We start from the raw sequence: 17,560 nt of genomic DNA on the forward strand, positions 1-17,560 counted from the left end.
CAAAATGGCTTCCGGGCTCAATCCACATTTCTGAGTCCGATCGCCTCATGAATGTGGGTTAAGCCATGTTCCTCTAGTTTTTGTACCAGCCCTTCCAAAATGCGGCGCACCATGGCTGGACCTTCATAAATCCAGCCTGTATAGACCTGCACCAGACTGGCTCCAGCAGTAATTTTTTCCCAGGCATCTTCTGCGGTAAAGACACCACCAACGCCAATAATGGGAAGCTTTCCCTGAGTTTGCTGGTAAACAAAGCGAATCACTTCGGTCGAACGCTGACGTAGGGGAGAACCGCTAATGCCGCCTGCTTCTTCAGTGACGGGCTTACCGGTTTTGCTAATAATTTGGGTTTTAAGCCCATCGCGGCGAATGGTCGTATTGGTGGCGATAATGCCCGCTAGTTGGTGTGCTTGCGCCAAGTTCAGGATGTCGGCGATCGCTTCCCATTCCAAATCGGGCGCAATTTTGATTAGAATTGGCTTGCGCTGGTCATTTTCTTGCTGTAGCACCTGCAAGATTGGTTCGAGTTGTTCTGTTGCTTGAAGCGATCGCAACCCTGGCGTATTAGGAGAAGACACATTCACGACAAAATAGTCTCCCCAGTCTTTCAGCAAACGAAAACTGCCCAGATAATCTGCGGCAGCCGACTCTAGCGGTGTTAATTTAGACTTACCTAAGTTAATGCCCAAAGGAATGTTGGGGCGATCGGCAACCAGCAAGGAACTAGAACCCTCATTTCCTTGCCCTTTTACCCTAGTGGCGATCGCCTGTTTATCGCCCATTGCCTCCAGCCTTACCGCCATTGCAGCTGCGCCCTGGTTATTAAATCCCATCCGATTGAGAGCCGCCCCATCTAGAGGCAGGCGAAACAACCGGGGGCGCGGGTTGCCAGGCTGCGGCTGCAGCGTTACCGTTCCCAACTCAGCAAAACCAAAACCAAAACCAGACCAAATGCCAGCTGCCAGACCATCTTTATCAAAGCCAGCCGCTAACCCGACCGGGTTTGTGACCTCCAGATCCCATAGCTTTTGCTTTAGGCAAGGATGTTCAAAGCAGTAGGCATTCTGAATTTGCTGATAGAGCCAGTGCGGAGGGTCATGATCGCGATTTTGGCTCAGCCAGCTAAATACTTTAATTGTTTGCTGATGCAGCCATTCTGGATCTGCCTTTAAGCCGGAGAATAGAAGAGGACGGATGCCCGTTTGATAAATGTCCAAATTGCCAATTTTGTCGCTAATTCGACTAAAGAATTCAGCTAAAGTTCAGGAGATGTCGAAATGTCTATCTGCCCAAACCAGATGCTCTAACTTCAGAATACCAGTCTATATCAGTCAACTTGACTACATTAGATTGTTCAAACTAGATCGTTCACAACATTTTGCCCAGCATCAAATTTAGGATAAAAACCATCAGTCAAAAATCTGAGCGTAAGGAACTGCGGGAACGATGCAGAAGCCTTGCTACGCCAGAAAGTTCAAAAAAAGTTTAAAAATTGGGGTGCTTTGATTCAAGCAGATCGGGTAAAGGAAAAAGGGCAACCGGGAAAGCAAAACCATACCTTCGACGGGACGCAGCCGAACCAGATGGCTGTAGCAGTTCTACATCATCTGTACTGCGTGTTGGCTTGGCTGCTTTTGGGTAAGATTTTTCCAATCACTTTTCTTTCACTATTCTCAATTTTCTCGATTCAAAGTTAACTTGCATTAGGGGCAGCCCGGACAGAACCGGAGTTAGGTGACATGGGCCAACAAAAAGAGCCATCTGCTTATGAGAGACAACTTGTCGCCTTGGGACGAGCGCTGCAAGTCTTGCGTGAGGAGGAAGATGCAGACGTTCTGATTGAAACGACTCTGACTTATCTCCAGGCTGAATTTGATTATGCGCTGATTTGGATCGGGCTATATGATCGCCTGGATCATCGTCTGCTGGGCAAAGGAGGCAAGACTCCCTTGGGCGATGTCGCTCTACTCAAACAGCGACTTGCCCTACAGCCCGGTGACTTGCTGGAGCAGGTTGTGATTCAGCAGCGGCTTCTGGGTGTGCCCGATTTAAGGGAAGAAGCACGGGCCGGAGAATGGCGCAAGGCAGCTCAAAAATTTAACATTCAAGGCACGATTATTTTTCCGATTCGCTACAAGGACCGATGCTTTGGGGTAGCGCTGTTAGGGTCACACCTGTGGGGCGTTTCTCCCCACTCTGAGGAAAAGGCAAGACTGTCGATGATGCTGGGCGGGCTGGGCGCAGCACTTTACCAAATTGATGCAGACTGGCAGCGACAACAGACGAAGCGGCCAGGGACTCCTCTCCTCACCCTGCTGTCACGGATGCGATCGCTCCCTGCCCTCGATCAGCGGCTAGAGGCAATCGTCACCGAGACACATCAGTTTATTGGCTGCGATCGCACTAACATTTACTGGTTTGAGCCCAACCAGCGCTTCTTTTGGCGCAGAATGGGCAGACAAAAAAGCACCCTGGGTACGCCAGACGTAAACCCACCTGCCGCTGAGATTACGGTGCAGGAAGCACCCAACTTTTACCAGGCACTTGCTGCCGACCAGATTGTTTCCATTGGCGAAGCTCACAGTTCCCTCAAAGCGGACACAACCGGGCGACTGATGCAGCAAATTCGGGCGCGATCGCTCCTGGCTGCACCGATTTTATTTCAAGACGAACTGCTCGGTTTCCTGGCATTAGAGGGCAACGGCGCTCGAATTTGGCTAGAGGAAGAAAAAAACTACGTGCGCGGAGCCGCCCAACTGGTTGCCCTGACCTCGCCGCTGGAAAACATGGAAGACACCGTTCAGCAGGTCAAAACAGACCAAACCCTGACTGCTGAAGTTGCCTATGCCATCTACAGCGATGAAGACTGGGTCTCGACCCTGAGAAAGTGCGCTAATCGCCTCTGTGAGCGGCTTCAGGCAGAACGATTCATCGTCCTGCTTTACGACGCAGACCAGGAAATTTTTGAAATTTGTTTTCAAAGTCAGCCCCAAAATCGCCGTCCTTTCTCTGCCCCCCTGGAAGCCCTGAATGAAGTAGACTGGCAGATGCTCCAGCGCAGCACCGAAGCCGTCGGGGTAGAAAATCTTGATGATGACCTGAAGCTGATGGCGTGGCGGGAGGTCTTGCTTGAACAGGGGGTGCAGTCCCTTCTGGTATGCAGTACGGCGATCGGTCGGCCGCTAGAAGGACTGTTGGTAATTGGGCATGAGTCAGCCCGTACCTGGAATCGAGCAGAACGAGAAATCATTCGAGTGGTAAGCCAGCAGATTGGCTTGATCCTGCGGCAGTGGCAGCTTCAGCGCCAGATCGAGCAACAGCAGAAAGTTCACCAGACGATCCAGTGGGGCTTGACCACGATGCAGCAAACCCAGCAGCTAGAGCAGTTGGAGCGATCGGCTGTACAGCATATTTCTCAGGTCTTACAGGTACCATTGGTAACGCTGGTGACATGGTCGCCAGGGCGAAAGTCTGCGAAAGTTGCAGCCATGTTTTCGAACAGTCAGCCGTTTTCGGTAGCAACCGGCATGGAGATTCCGGTTTACACCGATACGCTGATCCAGTGGGCACTGCAAACGGATGGGCTATTGCCACTGAGCATCAATGATATCGCCCCAGAAACTCGGCAGTGGCTAAACGGGGAAGGCATTGGACAAATTTTGGTGATCGCCATGCGGACCGCTCCAGAGCATGAGCCTGCCGGAATTGTACTAGTTGCCGATCGCCTGGAACGCTACTGGCCCGAGCGACAGCTTAATGCACTGGGAACGTTGGTCAGTCAACTAGCATGGTCACGCCGTTACCTGATTTTGACCGATGCCTTAACCGCCCAGCGCCAGGACTTGGAGCGATTGAACTGGTATAAGCATCGGCGGCTTGAAGAAGTGTCTCGATCACTCAGCGTTGGGCTGAGACGGCTAAACGAACTGAGCCACCAAAAAGATGCGCTTGCCAGTATGCGCTATCACCAAATTTTGCGGCAGTTGAGCAACACGCTCTCGACCATGTCCCCACTGCTGAAGAACGAGCAGTGGCAGTTGCATAGCGAGCAGGAGACGATTCCTTTAGCCAGTCTGCTGAAGCGATCGCTAGAGCGGGTCGAGACTTTGATGAAGCAGCGCCAAATTTGGTCTCAGGTACATAACGAAGGAACCGTCACTATCGGTGGCGATATCTGCAAAATTGAGTTTGTGCTATGTGAGTTGCTCACCGTTGCCTGTCGGCGATCACCCATCAGCGGTCGAATTGACATCTGGTGCCGTACCCTTGACCCACACTGGCTAGAACTATCCATCACCGACAATGGCGTGATCGAGCCGCGTTTATTAGAGGAACTGCACACAGGGCGATCGCAAGACCTACTAGCCCCCTCCACCCTCGACCAACCCCCCGGCTTGCACCTATTCATCTGCCAATCCCTCATGCAGCAAATTGGCGGCGAATTTAACCTCTACAAGCTGGAGGACAGCCGCATCCTCAGCCGTCTAATCATTCCAATTTCCGCCGACAGCAGCAGTGCCAACACGGTCATCGTCCCAAAGACTAGCATCCAGGATGAGTGGTGAAGAGAGGGGTAGGGGTTGGGGGGCTAGGGACGAGCAGAGCGCTGAGAGAGTAAGGAATCATGGAACTGGCAGCAGTCCCTCATCCTTCGTCCTTTTTCCCTACGTCTCCGCTCTAATCTTCACTGCTTCTAAGACAGTCCCTACCTCCGCTTCATCAAGAATTCACTCTGCTGAGGCATTATTGTGATTATGCTGAGATCACGCAGCGAAAGCGGCTAAATTCTACGTGGTTTCCTTGAAACCGGTATAGATTCTTGTATTTCTACTGAACCAAGCAACAAAAGCGACTGCCAGCATGATTAGCCCCTTTGATGAGTTGAACCCCTTGCGCCGCGAGACTTTCAAGTCATCAAGCTAATCGCACAGCGATGGCATCAGCTGATCCAGGTTGTCAGACAGACTTAGACGGAATCCTTCCGACTTACAGGCTTTCCTGGAAGTCTTCGCTTGGAAAAAAACTTAAGCAAATTTAGGTTTTCTCAATAGTCTGACTAAGTTTTGCCTGGCAAGCTGCAACTTTCCTTGGTTTAAGTTGTCAAATTCCACATAAAGCAATCGTCAACTCAGGGTGCACAGTTGGAATGCCATTTGAATAAGGTTGAGGTCTTTTGGTTGACAACAGCCATTCTTTCTTTCTAGAGCAACTTCATCACGAAGCAAGAGGTTTGAAGTGTAAAGACTCCGGTTAGCAGTCTTCCGCTTCATTATTCCTTAAAACTTCTTGAGCTAGATGTTGTCATAGATCTGCTGTTGATTTTTGAGAAGGCTTACAGCACAGCCATGCCTTAAATCACAGCAGGCTTAGAAAGAGAGTCCTTAACCTGGTGGCAAGACGATCACTTCCACAACGATTTGAATCAACCGGGGAGACGGTTAAACGATGGGAATGGGAAGCGACCTGGGGCACGATTTGGTTAAAAAGGCTTGGGAATTGCTCGAAGACTCGATCATCTATTATGGCGATCGCCCAGTTGGTACGGTGGCTGCACGCGATCGCGAAGTCGAAGCCTTAAACTACGACCAATGTTTTGTGCGAGATTTTGTCTCGTCCGCTCTCCTCTTTTTGATCAGCGGCAGAGCAGAAATTGTGCGTAACTTTCTGATTGAAACTCTGGCGTTGCAAAGTCACGACAAGCAGATGGACTGCTTTAATGCAGGACAAGGACTCATGCCTGCCAGCTTTAAAGTCGAATCTTGGAACGGGCATCAGCACATTGCCGCTGACTTTGGCGAACATGCGATCGGCAGAGTCACTCCCGTTGATTCTTGTTTGTGGTGGATGATTTTGCTTAGAGCATACGTCAAAGCCACTGGGGACATTGACCTGGCCCACCAACCCGAATTTCAGCGCGGCATCGTACTCATTCTCAAACTTTGCCTTGCCGATCGCTTTGATATGTATCCCACGCTTCTGGTTGCAGATGGGGCGTTTATGATCGATCGCCGCATGGGAGTCTACGGACATCCGCTGGAAATTCAAGCGCTCTTCTACGCTGCCCTGCGTGCTGCACGAGAACTGCTGCTTCCGGGTCGGCGCGGCGACATTTATATTCAGGTGATTAACCAGCGCCTCAGCGTTCTCAACTACCACATTCGTGAGTATTACTGGCTTGACCTGAAGCGGCTCAACAATATCTATCGCTATAAAGGCGAAGAATTCGGCATCGCCGCTGTCAACAAATTCAACATTTACCCCGACTCCATTCCCTACTGGCTCACCGAATGGATGCCTGAGCGAGGCGGCTATTTGGCAGGCAACCTTGGCCCTGCCCAAATGGATTTCCGCTTTTTCTCACTGGGCAACCTGATGGCGATCATCTGCTCTCTCGCCAGCGTCGAAGAATGCCAATCTATCATTGATCTGATCGAGCAGCGCTGGCACGACTTGATTGGCTACATGCCCATGAAAATCTGCTTTCCTGCTGTCGAAGGCTTGGAATGGAAAATTCTTACAGGCTGCGATCCCAAGAACGTACCCTGGTCGTATCACAACGGCGGCAACTGGCCTGTCTTACTTTGGACGCTGGTAGCCGCTGCCCAAAAAACTGGACGGACAGAACTTGGCTGGAAGGCGATCGAGATTGCCGAAAGACGACTAGCCGAAGACGAATGGCCAGAATACTATGACGGTCGCAATGGTCGCTTAGTCGGAAAGGCTTCTCGAAAGTATCAAACCTGGACAGTTGCCGGATACCTTTTAGCCAAAGAGCTAATGGCAAACCCTGATCACATGAAGCTGATCAGTTTCGATGAAGATCCTGAAATGCAAGAGCTACTTGGCATTCTTTCAGAATATCGGTGTGGATAGGGACCTGGTTGACTGACAATCTCCTGATGTAGTAGCGCGGCAAGCCTAAAGGGTTGGGTTCCGCTCTGCTCCACCCAACTTATGGTTCTACTGGTTGTAGTTAGGTAACGTGAGTTCGGGATAAGAAATCGTCAGAACCCCTGATTTTTCGTACCTCATTTCGTTGCAGTGAATCAAGCTATTGTCAGCAAGGTCCACAGATGCAATTTTTCTCAATAAACAACCTTATTGAGAAGAGCCTACAGCAATACCCTTTGCCTAAAGCCTTTTATACCAAACCTTGCAGCGTTTAGCTTAACCCGAACTCACGTTAGGTAGGTTGGGTGAAGCGCAGCGAAACCCAACGTTCTAAGCTTGACGCGCTACTACGACATACCCATAGTTCTGGGAGTTCGTCAGTCACAGGGATAGCGAAGACTCCTATTAAGGGCGTAGCGGGGCAAGGACTCTGGGACTACTCCAGGGCTATCTGCCGAATGCTACGCCTCTCACAGATTTTGCTCGCTACCAAATTTCTTACAAAACTCGTTCCCAGAGTTTACCTTGGGAACAAGTTTTGTCGTCCCGCAAACGCTAAATGATTACAATACAAAGCAAACCCACGGTGCAGGTGTTGCGATGACTTCTGCGTTCACAGATCCCGTCAAATTTGAGCCGCCGCCCGACCACACCCAGCTTCCTGAGTCGGACGGTACGTTTGTAAAAAACTTTCAGGAGCATCCCCAGAGCATTTTGCTGACGGCATCGATTTGGTCCACCCTGGAACGCCTGCACCCCGAGGCCCAATTCTGTATTGGTCAGGACTCTGGCATTTACTGGCGGATCACTGAGCCACCCGAACGCGGCGCAGAAGCACCCGACTGGTTCTATGTACCCAACGTGCCACCAACCCTGAATGGAGAAGTTCGTCGCTCCTATGTGCTGTGGCAAGAACACATTGCCCCTCTAATCGTGCTGGAATTTGTCTCGGGTAACGGCTCTGAAGAGCGAGACAAAACGCCCTGGAAGGGCAAATTTTGGATTTATGAACAAGTTATTCGCCCAGCATTTTACGGCATTTACGAAGTGAAGCAAGCCAGCGTTGAGGTGTATCACTTCATTGAAAATCACTATGAGCTATTGCCTGCAAATGAGCGAGGACACTATGCCTTGCCGCAAATGGGTGTAGAACTGGGCATTTGGCAAGGGCAATATAGAAATCTAGATCTACCCTGGTTGCGCTGGTGGGATGACCAAGGAAACCTGCTGTTGACCGGGGAAGAACGGACTGAACAAGAGCATTTGCGAGCTGAACAAGAGCATTTGCGAGCTGAACAAGAGCATTTACGAGCTGAACAAGAAAGCCAACGGGCTGAGCATTTGGCGGCTCAGTTAAGAGCTTTGGGTATAGAGCCAGAAGTTTGAATCAAAAGGAGAATTGGGCGGCAATACCCCTCTAAGCAGGCGTGAACACCGATCCTAGCGATCGCCCCTTACTTCCTACAATTAATTCATACGCTAGTGAGAATGATCTGGAGTTTTGAATTTTGAGTTATGAATTTTGAATTGCTTCTAAAACTCAAAACTCACTACTCAATTCCGCTCTTATAGTTCCTGACTCCCGAACGCCTATGCAACCTACTAACCCGAATCAATTTACAGAAAAAGCATGGGAGGCGATCGCCCGCACTCCCGACCTGGTCAAGCAGGCGCAGCAGCAGCAGATTGAGACGGAGCATCTGATGCGATCGCTGCTCGAAAAAGAAGGACTCGCTACCAGCATCTTCAACAAAGCTGGGGTGAACGTTGAGCGGCTGCGTGACTATACTGAAGAATTCGTTAACAGCAAGCCCAAAGTGTCGGGGAGCGGCACCTCAGTGTATTTGGGGCGATCGCTTGATACCCTGCTCGATCGGGCTGACGAAATCCGCAAAAACTTTGGCGACGAATACATTTCCATTGAGCATCTCTTGCTAGCCTATGCCAGAGACGACCGCTTTGGAAAGGCTCTGTTCCAAGAGTTTAAGCTAGACGAAGCGAAACTAAAGACCATCATCCAGCAGATCCGGGGGAACCAGAAAGTGACCGACCAAAATCCAGAAGGCAAATACGACGCGCTGGAGAAATATGGGCGGGATCTCACCGAATATGCCCGTCAAGGTAAACTCGACCCCGTGATTGGTCGAGACGATGAAATTCGCCGCACCATTCAAATTCTCTCTCGCCGCACCAAAAATAACCCAGTGCTGATTGGTGAACCCGGTGTGGGTAAAACTGCCATTGCTGAAGGTCTGGCTCAGCGGATTGTCAAAGGCGATGTGCCGGAATCCTTGCGCGATCGCAAACTGATCGCTCTTGACATGGGAGCACTGATTGCCGGAGCCAAATATCGGGGCGAATTTGAAGAGCGTCTGAAAGCCGTTCTCAAGGAAGTCACCGACTCTCGCGGTCAGATCATCATGTTTATTGATGAAATTCACACCGTCGTCGGCGCAGGTGCAACTCAGGGCGCAATGGATGCCGGAAACCTGCTCAAGCCAATGTTGGCACGGGGCGAACTGCGCTGTATCGGTGCAACCACCCTGGATGAGTACCGCAAGTACATTGAAAAGGATGCTGCCTTGGAGCGCCGTTTCCAGCAGGTTTACATTGACCAGCCGACGATTGAAGATACTGTCTCAATTTTGCGCGGGCTGAAAGACCGCTACGAAACGCACCATAACGTCAAAATTTCTGACAGTGCATTGATTGCGGCGGCGACGCTTTCCACCCGGTACATCAGCGATCGCTTCCTACCTGACAAAGCGATTGACCTGGTGGACGAAGCCGCCGCCAAGCTAAAAATGGAAAGCACCTCTAAGCCTGATGAACTGGACGAGGTCGATCGCAAAATTTTGCAGCTCGAAATGGAAAAGCTATCGCTGCGAAAGGAAGTTGACCCCGCCTCCAGAGAACGGGTAGATAGGCTCGATCGCGAACTGGCTGACCTGAAAGAAGAGCAAAGCGCCCTTAATGCCCAGTGGCAGGCAGAAAAAGAAGTCCTGGAACAGCGCAAATCTTTGAAAGAGGAAATCGACCACATTGTTAACGTCGAAATTCCCCAAGCAGAGCGCGACTATGACCTGAACCGAGCCGCAGAACTGCGCTACGGCAAACTCACCGACCTCCAGCGCAAGCTCGAGGAAACGGAAGAAAAACTGGAGTTGACCCAAAAGACCGGGCGATCGCTGCTCCGTGAAGAAGTCACCGAAGCCGACATTGCCGAAATCATTTCCAAGTGGACAGGCATTCCTGTTAGCAAGCTGGTCGAATCCGAGATGCAAAAACTTCTGCAACTGGAAGACGAACTGCACCGTCGGGTAATTGGTCAGGAAGAAGCCGTCACTGCCGTAGCTGACTCAATCCAGCGTTCTCGTGCCGGACTAGCTGACCCTAACCGTCCCACTGCTAGCTTCATCTTCCTCGGTCCCACCGGAGTCGGCAAGACAGAATTGGCTAAAGCCCTTGCTGCCTATCTGTTTGACACCGAAGAGGCAATGGTGCGAATCGACATGTCCGAGTACATGGAGAAACACGCCGTCTCTCGCCTAATCGGTGCGCCTCCTGGATACGTGGGCTACGAAGAAGGCGGACAGTTGACCGAAGCAATTCGTCGTCGCCCCTACGCCGTGATTTTGTTTGACGAAATTGAGAAGGCACACCCCGACGTGTTTAACGTCATGCTGCAAATTCTTGATGACGGCCGCGTCACTGACTCACAAGGCCGCACAGTGGACTTCAAAAACACCGTGATCATCATGACTAGCAATATTGGCTCTCAATACATTCTTGATGTGGCAGCCGATGATGCCCGTTATGAAGAGATGCGATCGCGCGTCATGGAAGCGATGCGAACCAGCTTCCGTCCCGAATTCCTCAACCGGATTGATGAAATCATCATCTTCCACAGCTTGAAGAAGTCGGAACTGCGCGAAATCGTCAAGCTCCAGGTACAGCGGTTGGCGAAACGGTTGAGCGATCGTAAAATGTCCCTGCGTCTCTCCGAATCTGCCCTCGACTTCCTCGCCGAAGTTGGCTACGACCCCGTATTTGGTGCCCGTCCGCTGAAGCGAGCCATCCAACGCGAACTCGAAACCCAGATCGCTAAACACATCCTGCGCGGCGAATTTATTGACAACGACACCATCTTCGTAGATGTCGAAAACGAGCGGCTGGCCTTCAAACGCCTGCCTGCTGAACTGGTGACGATGTAATTATCTACGCCAAAATTTTCAACAGTGTTAGAGGGTGGTTAATGACCACCCTTTTTTAGTCCCCAAAAACTGAACTGGAGTACCTTAAAATCTGTGCATTCTTTTGCACAAATGGCTCAAAGCGTTTGCCTCTCTCATAGGATTAAAGACATGAGGGAAGCAAACTTTAACGCCATTTTTGAAGAGCTAACGCCTCGACAGCGCAAAGTCCTGCAAGGTTTTCTGGCAGGAGAGACGGACGAGGCGATCGCCACCACACTCTGTGTAGAACCTTCAACCGTTCGCCGTCATCTTGCCAATATTCATAAGGAATTTGGCTTGAGCAACCTGGAAGGAGAACACTATTCTCGTCGAGATGAGTTAATTGAACTGTTTACTCGCTATAGAACCCATTTGATATCCTTCGGGAGTTGAATTAAGGTGATGAGAAGAGTTTAGTCGAGTTAACTATACCCTATCTCATTAGGACTTGGACGGACTGCTACAACGGGGCTGTAGCTAGTTGCGACCTTATTTTGCTCATAGTAATGGCACTTCTGGTGCTAACAGTGAGGAAGTCCGTCAGATGTGTACCTTCAATGATTCAAATGGGTAAGGGTTTTGAGTAAGTGTAATTTGTCCTCAGGCTTTCTATGATTAATTTGTGACTTTAGAAGCGAGAAAGTTTGAATAGGCTTACATCGTGGTCAGTTTTACCTGCGATCGCCAACTCCATCAAAATCTTGCCCACTAATGTACTGAACTTAAACCCATGCCCTGAAAAGCCTGCACTAATGACGATTTGAGGATAGTTAGGATGGCGATCGATTACAAAATGTTTGTCTGGAGTCACAGTGTAAAGACAGCGACGGGTAGAAACCAGTTTGCCATTGGCACCAGGAATGTAGCGACGGGGAAATTCTCGTAAGCGTTCAATCCATTCCAGGTCGGGCGTGTAATCTACTTCACTCGGATCGCTAACAGTCTTCCAACCGTAAAACGGAGTAATTTTTACGCCAGAGCCTTGATAAGTAGGAATGCCGTAAGGAGTCTCACCATAGTCTGCGTTCAGGTGAGCGATAAATACCGGAAAGCGTCCTGGCTGATAGTCTGTCGGGTTATCGGGTTCAAAAAAGACGAGTTGGCAGGGCATTACTTTGAGCGGTAGATCGATTCCCTGTTCTGCCAATATTCTTTTTGCCCAACTGCCTGCTGTGATGATCAGGCGATCGCCCCCATAACTTCCCCTAGCGGTTTGCACCTCGACGCGATCGCCCTTCACCCCAATCCGACTAACCGGAGTTTGATCTAGCACCGTTGCGCCACTTGCCTGAGCCAAGCGAATATGGGTCAACACGCAGCGGGAAGCAGCCAAAAAGCCTGTGTATTCCTGGTAAATCACCTCCATTCCCTCGTCAAACCGAAACTGGGGGAAAAGCTTTTGGGCTTCGCGGGTAGAGAGGCGATCGTGCGGTAGATTAGTTTGCTTCAGGCTGGCTTTCAAGTTTTGCATCGTTGGTTCTGAGGGCAAGCCAAAATCAATTCCTCCCGTTTTGAAATAGAGCTGTTCTCCGGCTGCTTCTTGCAGCGCAAACCAGAGCGGATAGGCATCGCGCATCAGGTTCACATAAATTGGATTGTCGTAGGAATAGCGAATGACCCGTGACAGTCCATGAGAACTGCCCTTCTGATGATCCAGTTCAAACTGGTCTAACAGCAAAACGCGCTGTCTAGCCTGAGTTAAGTAATAGGCTGCGGCACTACCCATCGCGCCTGCACCCAGCACGATCGCATCAAATTCGTTAACGTTTGCAGACATAAGGCTATTAAGTCAGGAAACGGTGACTCGATCAGTGGACTGGTTTATCTACAATACAGGCACAATGTGTAGAACTCTTTTAGTGTTCTCAAAAAGATGGAGTCCAGCGTTTAACAGCTTATGGTTACTCTTCCTGCAACTGTCAACGTTAATCTATATGTGCATCGCCAAAAGCCACTGTGGAATGCGATCGCCATTCTCTACAGCTTGTTGAGCTATATCGGTGGAATCTCTCTGCTGCTGTTGCCTAGCGGTTGGACTAATGCCGCCGGGGTCGTGCTGTTGACTCACGGCTTAGTCTTCTCAGCTTACCTGTCACACGAATTCATGCACAGTACCATTTTTGGGAATCGGCGCTGGAATGCCATCTTTGGCACCCTAGTGCTGTGGATTACGGGTGGCTGCTACGGGCGCTTTGACAAGCTAGCAAAACGTCACATCGCTCATCACATTGATCGGGTGGATTTTTCTGCGTTCGACCTGGCTGAAACGCTGGAACAAATGCCGAAGCTGTTGCGGCAAACCATCCTCGCATTGGAATGGCTTTACGTTCCAGTGATCTCATTCTGGTTGCAATGGCGCTCTATTTTCAACACATTTCAAGATCCTGAACGTCAGGATGAGCGGTTACGTGTGGCTGCGCTACTACTGATTCGTGGCAGTTTGTTTACACTATTGGCAATTGTTTCACCGAAAGCACTGTTACTTTACTTCTTGTCTTACATTGGCATGATTACAGTGTTGCGGTGGATGGATGCATTTCAGCATACCTATGAGGTTTTTCCACCCGGAACGCCTCTACCAGAGCGCGATTGCGCCCATGAACAGGCAAACACTTTCTCGACACTACTTTCTCAACGCTATCCCTGGCTGAACTTGCTGTTGCTTAACTTTGGTTATCACAATGCTCACCATGAACTGATGAAATGTCCCTGGCATTCATTGCCTGAACTGGATGCAGAACTATTCAGTGGTGAAGAAGTTCACTACGTTTCCCTAGCTCAACTATTGGACAACTATCATCGTTTCCGAGTGACCCGTATCTTTTCAGGGCAAGGACAGGCGGTAGACCATCAAGGAAGCCCTACACCAGATACTTTCTACGGTGCAGTTGGCGTTTCGTTTTTAGTTTATTGATGGATGTGAGTAAAACAATGTGCAACCTGGCACTTACTTGAGTTTTGTCGGGTCCCGCTTTGCTTCAAATCAACAACGCCGATGGTAATTCTGTAAGTGAATAGATTATGCAGAGGGATACGAGATTTCGTGTCCCTTCTTTATTATCCCAATTTTCAGCAATACACATCACCCGCTTAGGGGCTTGGCATTGTCCTGCATTATGCATAACGTTGATAACGGGTTCAATTCAACGTTGCACTAACACATAACCCTAGAATATTTCTACAAATGGAGCCTTTATGCCTCAAAAGATTGCAGTCGCGGTAATTCACGGCATTGGAGAAGCAAATCCTGAATTTGCTCAAAAAGATAGCCCCAAATTTACTAGTGGATTTGCAAAAAAGCTAAAGTCAGAGCTTGCCGAAGTGTTAGATGAGGAAGTTGACACGATTGACGTAAAACTGGTGATCGAGCCAATCTACTGGGCTGAGGTAGTGCAAACAATTCAAGATGAATTGTGCGATCGCCTCCAGATTGAAGGCAAGCTCAAAAAATTCTTCCGACTCGGTGAGTTTATTTTTCACTCCCTATCCGACAGCGTTGCCTATCAAGTGACTTCTTCCTCCGCAGCCTCTGACCGCCACATCTACGACGGCATTCACCAGTGTTTTGCCGATACTTTAAAGAAACTAGCTACCAGTGCTGGTGATAAAGCACCACTGTGCATTGTGGCTCACAGCTTGGGTTCTACAATCGCCAGCAACTACATTTGGGATTTGCAAAATAACCAGGCACAGATATCCATAGGCAACACGCCTTTAGAGAAAGGTGAAACCTTATCCCTGTTTTACACCTTTGGTAGTCAAATTGCCTTCTGGTCATTGCGCCACAAAGACTTTGGCACCCCAATTACTGTTCCTTCACCTAAACTTTCACAGCATTACCCCAACCTCAGAGGGGAATGGGTCAACTTTTACGATGAAGATGACTTATTAGGTTATCCAATTCAAAACATTAATGAGAAATACAAGCGGGTCGTGAAGGATAAAAAAGTGAATGCGGGCGGGATGTTGCAAAATTGGAATCCCACATCTCACAATGAATATTGGACTGATGGTGAAGTCATCAAACCGATTGCCAAAACGTTAGCCGATACGTGGCGATTGCTCAATCCCTGAGCTTCTACACATCCATTGTTCCTGGCAGCATAACGTAAAAAGTACTACCCACGCTCAACTGGCTTTCCACCCAAATTTTGCCGTCATGCTGTTCTACAATCGCACTACAAATCGGTAGACCCAGTCCCGTTCCTCCCTTTTGACGAGCATCAGACACATCAACCTGCTGAAATCGCTCAAAGATTAGATCGAGTTTGTCGGCCGGAATGCCGCGTCCCTGGTCTTTGATGCGAATCAGGAGGGTGGGGGTTGGCGATTGGGGGTTGGGGGTTGAGGGTTGGAGGGGAACAGGTGGGGATTGAATTGCAGTTGTGGGCTGATGTGTTGTTGCACATTGGTTTTGGATTTCGGCGATGAGCCAAACGGTGCTGCCTTTGGGGGAGAATTTGATGGCATTGCTGAGCAGGTTAGTAAAGACTTGCAGCAGGCGATCGCTATCTCCCATAAACCGAACCGATACCGCAGAAACTAAAAGCGTCACTCCAGCAGTGTCAGCCATTGTCTGCATTGTTTCGGCAGCTTGATGGATCAGGTCAGCTAAGTCACAAGGTTGCTTGGACAGAGTAATCTTGCCAGATTCGATGCGCTCCAGGTCAAGAATGTCATTAATCAGGCGAATCAAGCGATCGGTGTTGTTGATCGCAATTTCTAACATGCGCTGCCCTTTGTCGCTCAAGCTGCCCAGTTTACCCGTTCCCAATAACCCCAGTGAGCCGCGAATTGAGGTAATCGGGGTACGCAGTTCATGACTGACGACAGAGACAAATTCATCCTTCATCCGGGCGATCGCCTGCCGCTCAGTGATGTCATTCAACACCAGCAGCAAGCCATCTAGAGGTGATGTGGGTTGTGTGGGAGCTGCCGCATAGACCAGCGGTTCTAGCTTAATTTCTAACCAGCTTTCTCCTCGTTCTAGCTGCCTGGATTGAGCAAAGCCAGACATTTTTAGGCTATGCAGGTCAACCTGCCATTCTGCCTCGCTCAGCCAATGGGGAATCAAGTGAGAATGCAGGCGATCGCCCACTTGCACTCCTAGCCACTTTGCTGCTAAAGGATTGCAAAACCAGATTTGCCCGTCCAGGTCTGCCGCTAAAAGCCCAATAGGTAAACTACGAGCAATCGCCGCCTGAGCCGACTGAGAGCGTCCAAACTGCTCTGCCAATCCTGCTAATTGAGTGACTCGATGCAAAGCAGCAGGACTCTCAGGTAAATCCGAAATCGGCAACGTGTCTTTGCGAGAAACTACTACATCCTGATAGTGACTTTGCCAGAGATGTTCAATTTCTTGCTGGAGTAAGCGATTCAGTTGGAGGCGATCGCCCACCGCCACCACCACTACCGTTCCAGTAAAAAGACCAATTGGTGAAGCGATCGGCAACCAGTAGTTTGCTCGAAACATCAGCAAGCCAAAGATTGCCCAAATCAGACATAGCGCCACCCATGCAGCTGCCTGTAGCTCGGTTCGCCAGTGACTCAAACACCAGCTTAAAACTGGACCCGCAACGAGCAACCCAAACAGCACCCACCGCTGAGCAAATACATGGAGGAAATTTCCTTGTAGCAGATTGTTGATTGCCGTTGCCTGAAGGTAAACCCCACTCGTAGGCAAATCCTGATCAAATGGTGTCACTAAAGGATCTAAGCCCGTTGCGGTGACTCCAACCAAAACAATTTTGTCTTGAAACGCCTGTAGTGGCACTTTGCCTTGAATTACATCTACAAATGCATAGTGAGGAGCTTGCTCAACTCGACTCAGCCAATTTATTCGGAGTGGTTGGTTTAAGTCCGGCAGATTAATCGGCTCCTGAATCAGGCTGTAAACCTGAAGCACTGAAACCGATAAAGCAGGCTTCTGCTGAATTTGCAGATTGATAGCATGAGTCAAGCCATCCGGGCTACTGTGCTTGAGAATGTGCCCCGTGGCGATCGCCCCCGCCTCCAGATCAGGCGTAGGGGATAGCGGTAAACCGAGCCCATCCCAGGCTTCTGCCAACACAACTAGACCATGACGCTCCATTGCCGCCTTAAGCTGCAAGTCGTTTGGACTTGGCTCTGACCAAATCAGGTCAAACGCCACAATGTTGGGCTGCGCCTCCGATAATCGATCTAAAAGTTGGACATAGCGCTGTCGCGAAAATGGAAAACGCCCTAGTTGCCGCAGACTCGCATCATCAATTTCAATCACAACCACCTGGTCATTCCAGGGCAGCGCCCCTCGCAGCCGAAACAACGCCACATAGGCGGCTTGCTCCAGCGGTTGCCAGCCTCCCCACATTGCCAAAAACACGACTGCCAATGAGGAGATTCCGCCTGGTAATAGTCGCCACCCCATCCGCCGAAGTCGCCTCATACCTGCCCAG

10 protein-coding genes are annotated in these 17,560 nt (G+C 49.9%); 7 read left to right on the plus strand and 3 right to left on the minus strand.

What is annotated here, in order from left to right; all coding sequences use genetic code 11:
- Positions 1 to 17: 17 nt before the first annotated feature.
- Complete coding sequence (locus H6F88_RS05020; protein WP_190641655.1) at positions 18 to 1,217, minus strand: quinone-dependent dihydroorotate dehydrogenase; 1,200 nt, start codon at positions 1,215 to 1,217, stop codon at positions 18 to 20.
- Between the two features lie 522 nt (positions 1,218 to 1,739).
- On the opposite strand from H6F88_RS05020, the gene H6F88_RS05025 reads away from it, so the two are divergent.
- From H6F88_RS05025 to H6F88_RS05045, 5 genes are all read left to right on the plus strand, one after another.
- Positions 1,740 to 4,565 carry a GAF domain-containing protein gene (locus H6F88_RS05025; protein ID WP_190641656.1) on the plus strand — a complete coding sequence of 942 codons (2,826 nt, stop codon included), beginning with the start codon at positions 1,740 to 1,742 and terminating at the stop codon, positions 4,563 to 4,565.
- An 880-nt stretch (positions 4,566 to 5,445) separates the two neighbouring features.
- Positions 5,446 to 6,873, plus strand: a complete 1,428-nt coding sequence (locus tag H6F88_RS05030; protein WP_242050401.1) for a glycoside hydrolase 100 family protein — start codon at positions 5,446 to 5,448, stop codon at positions 6,871 to 6,873.
- A 618-nt stretch (positions 6,874 to 7,491) separates the two neighbouring features.
- Positions 7,492 to 8,277 (plus strand): Uma2 family endonuclease, encoded by a 786-nt coding sequence (locus H6F88_RS05035; RefSeq protein ID WP_190641657.1) that lies wholly within the window; start codon positions 7,492 to 7,494, stop codon positions 8,275 to 8,277.
- A gap of 206 nt (positions 8,278 to 8,483) precedes the next feature.
- Positions 8,484 to 11,105 carry an ATP-dependent chaperone ClpB gene (gene clpB, locus H6F88_RS05040; protein ID WP_190641658.1) on the plus strand — a complete coding sequence of 874 codons (2,622 nt, stop codon included), beginning with the start codon at positions 8,484 to 8,486 and terminating at the stop codon, positions 11,103 to 11,105.
- 150 nt (positions 11,106 to 11,255) lie between these two features.
- Positions 11,256 to 11,519: a helix-turn-helix transcriptional regulator gene (locus tag H6F88_RS05045; RefSeq protein ID WP_190641659.1), complete on the plus strand. Its 264-nt coding sequence runs from the start codon at positions 11,256 to 11,258 to the stop codon at positions 11,517 to 11,519.
- 235 nt (positions 11,520 to 11,754) lie between these two features.
- On the opposite strand, the gene solA is transcribed toward H6F88_RS05045, so the two are convergent.
- Positions 11,755 to 12,903, minus strand: coding sequence for an N-methyl-L-tryptophan oxidase (gene solA / locus H6F88_RS05050; protein ID WP_190641660.1), 1,149 nt, complete (start codon positions 12,901 to 12,903; stop codon positions 11,755 to 11,757).
- A gap of 120 nt (positions 12,904 to 13,023) precedes the next feature.
- On the opposite strand from solA, the gene H6F88_RS05055 reads away from it, so the two are divergent.
- Positions 13,024 to 14,040, plus strand: coding sequence for a fatty acid desaturase (locus H6F88_RS05055; protein WP_190641661.1), 1,017 nt, complete (start codon positions 13,024 to 13,026; stop codon positions 14,038 to 14,040).
- 281 nt (positions 14,041 to 14,321) lie between these two features.
- A complete protein-coding gene (locus H6F88_RS05060) occupies positions 14,322 to 15,200 on the plus strand; it encodes a hypothetical protein (protein WP_190641662.1) in 879 nt (292 codons plus the stop codon).
- Between the two features lie 4 nt (positions 15,201 to 15,204).
- Here the strand turns inward: H6F88_RS05060 and H6F88_RS05065 are convergent, their stop codons facing one another.
- Positions 15,205 to 17,550 carry a CHASE2 domain-containing protein gene (locus H6F88_RS05065; RefSeq protein ID WP_190641663.1) on the minus strand — a complete coding sequence of 782 codons (2,346 nt, stop codon included), beginning with the start codon at positions 17,548 to 17,550 and terminating at the stop codon, positions 15,205 to 15,207.
- Positions 17,551 to 17,560 lie beyond the last annotated feature (10 nt).

The sequence above is a fragment of the Oculatella sp. FACHB-28 genome, assembly GCF_014696015.1.
In the GTDB taxonomy this organism is placed as follows: Bacteria; Cyanobacteriota; Cyanobacteriia; order Elainellales; family Elainellaceae; genus JAAUTN01.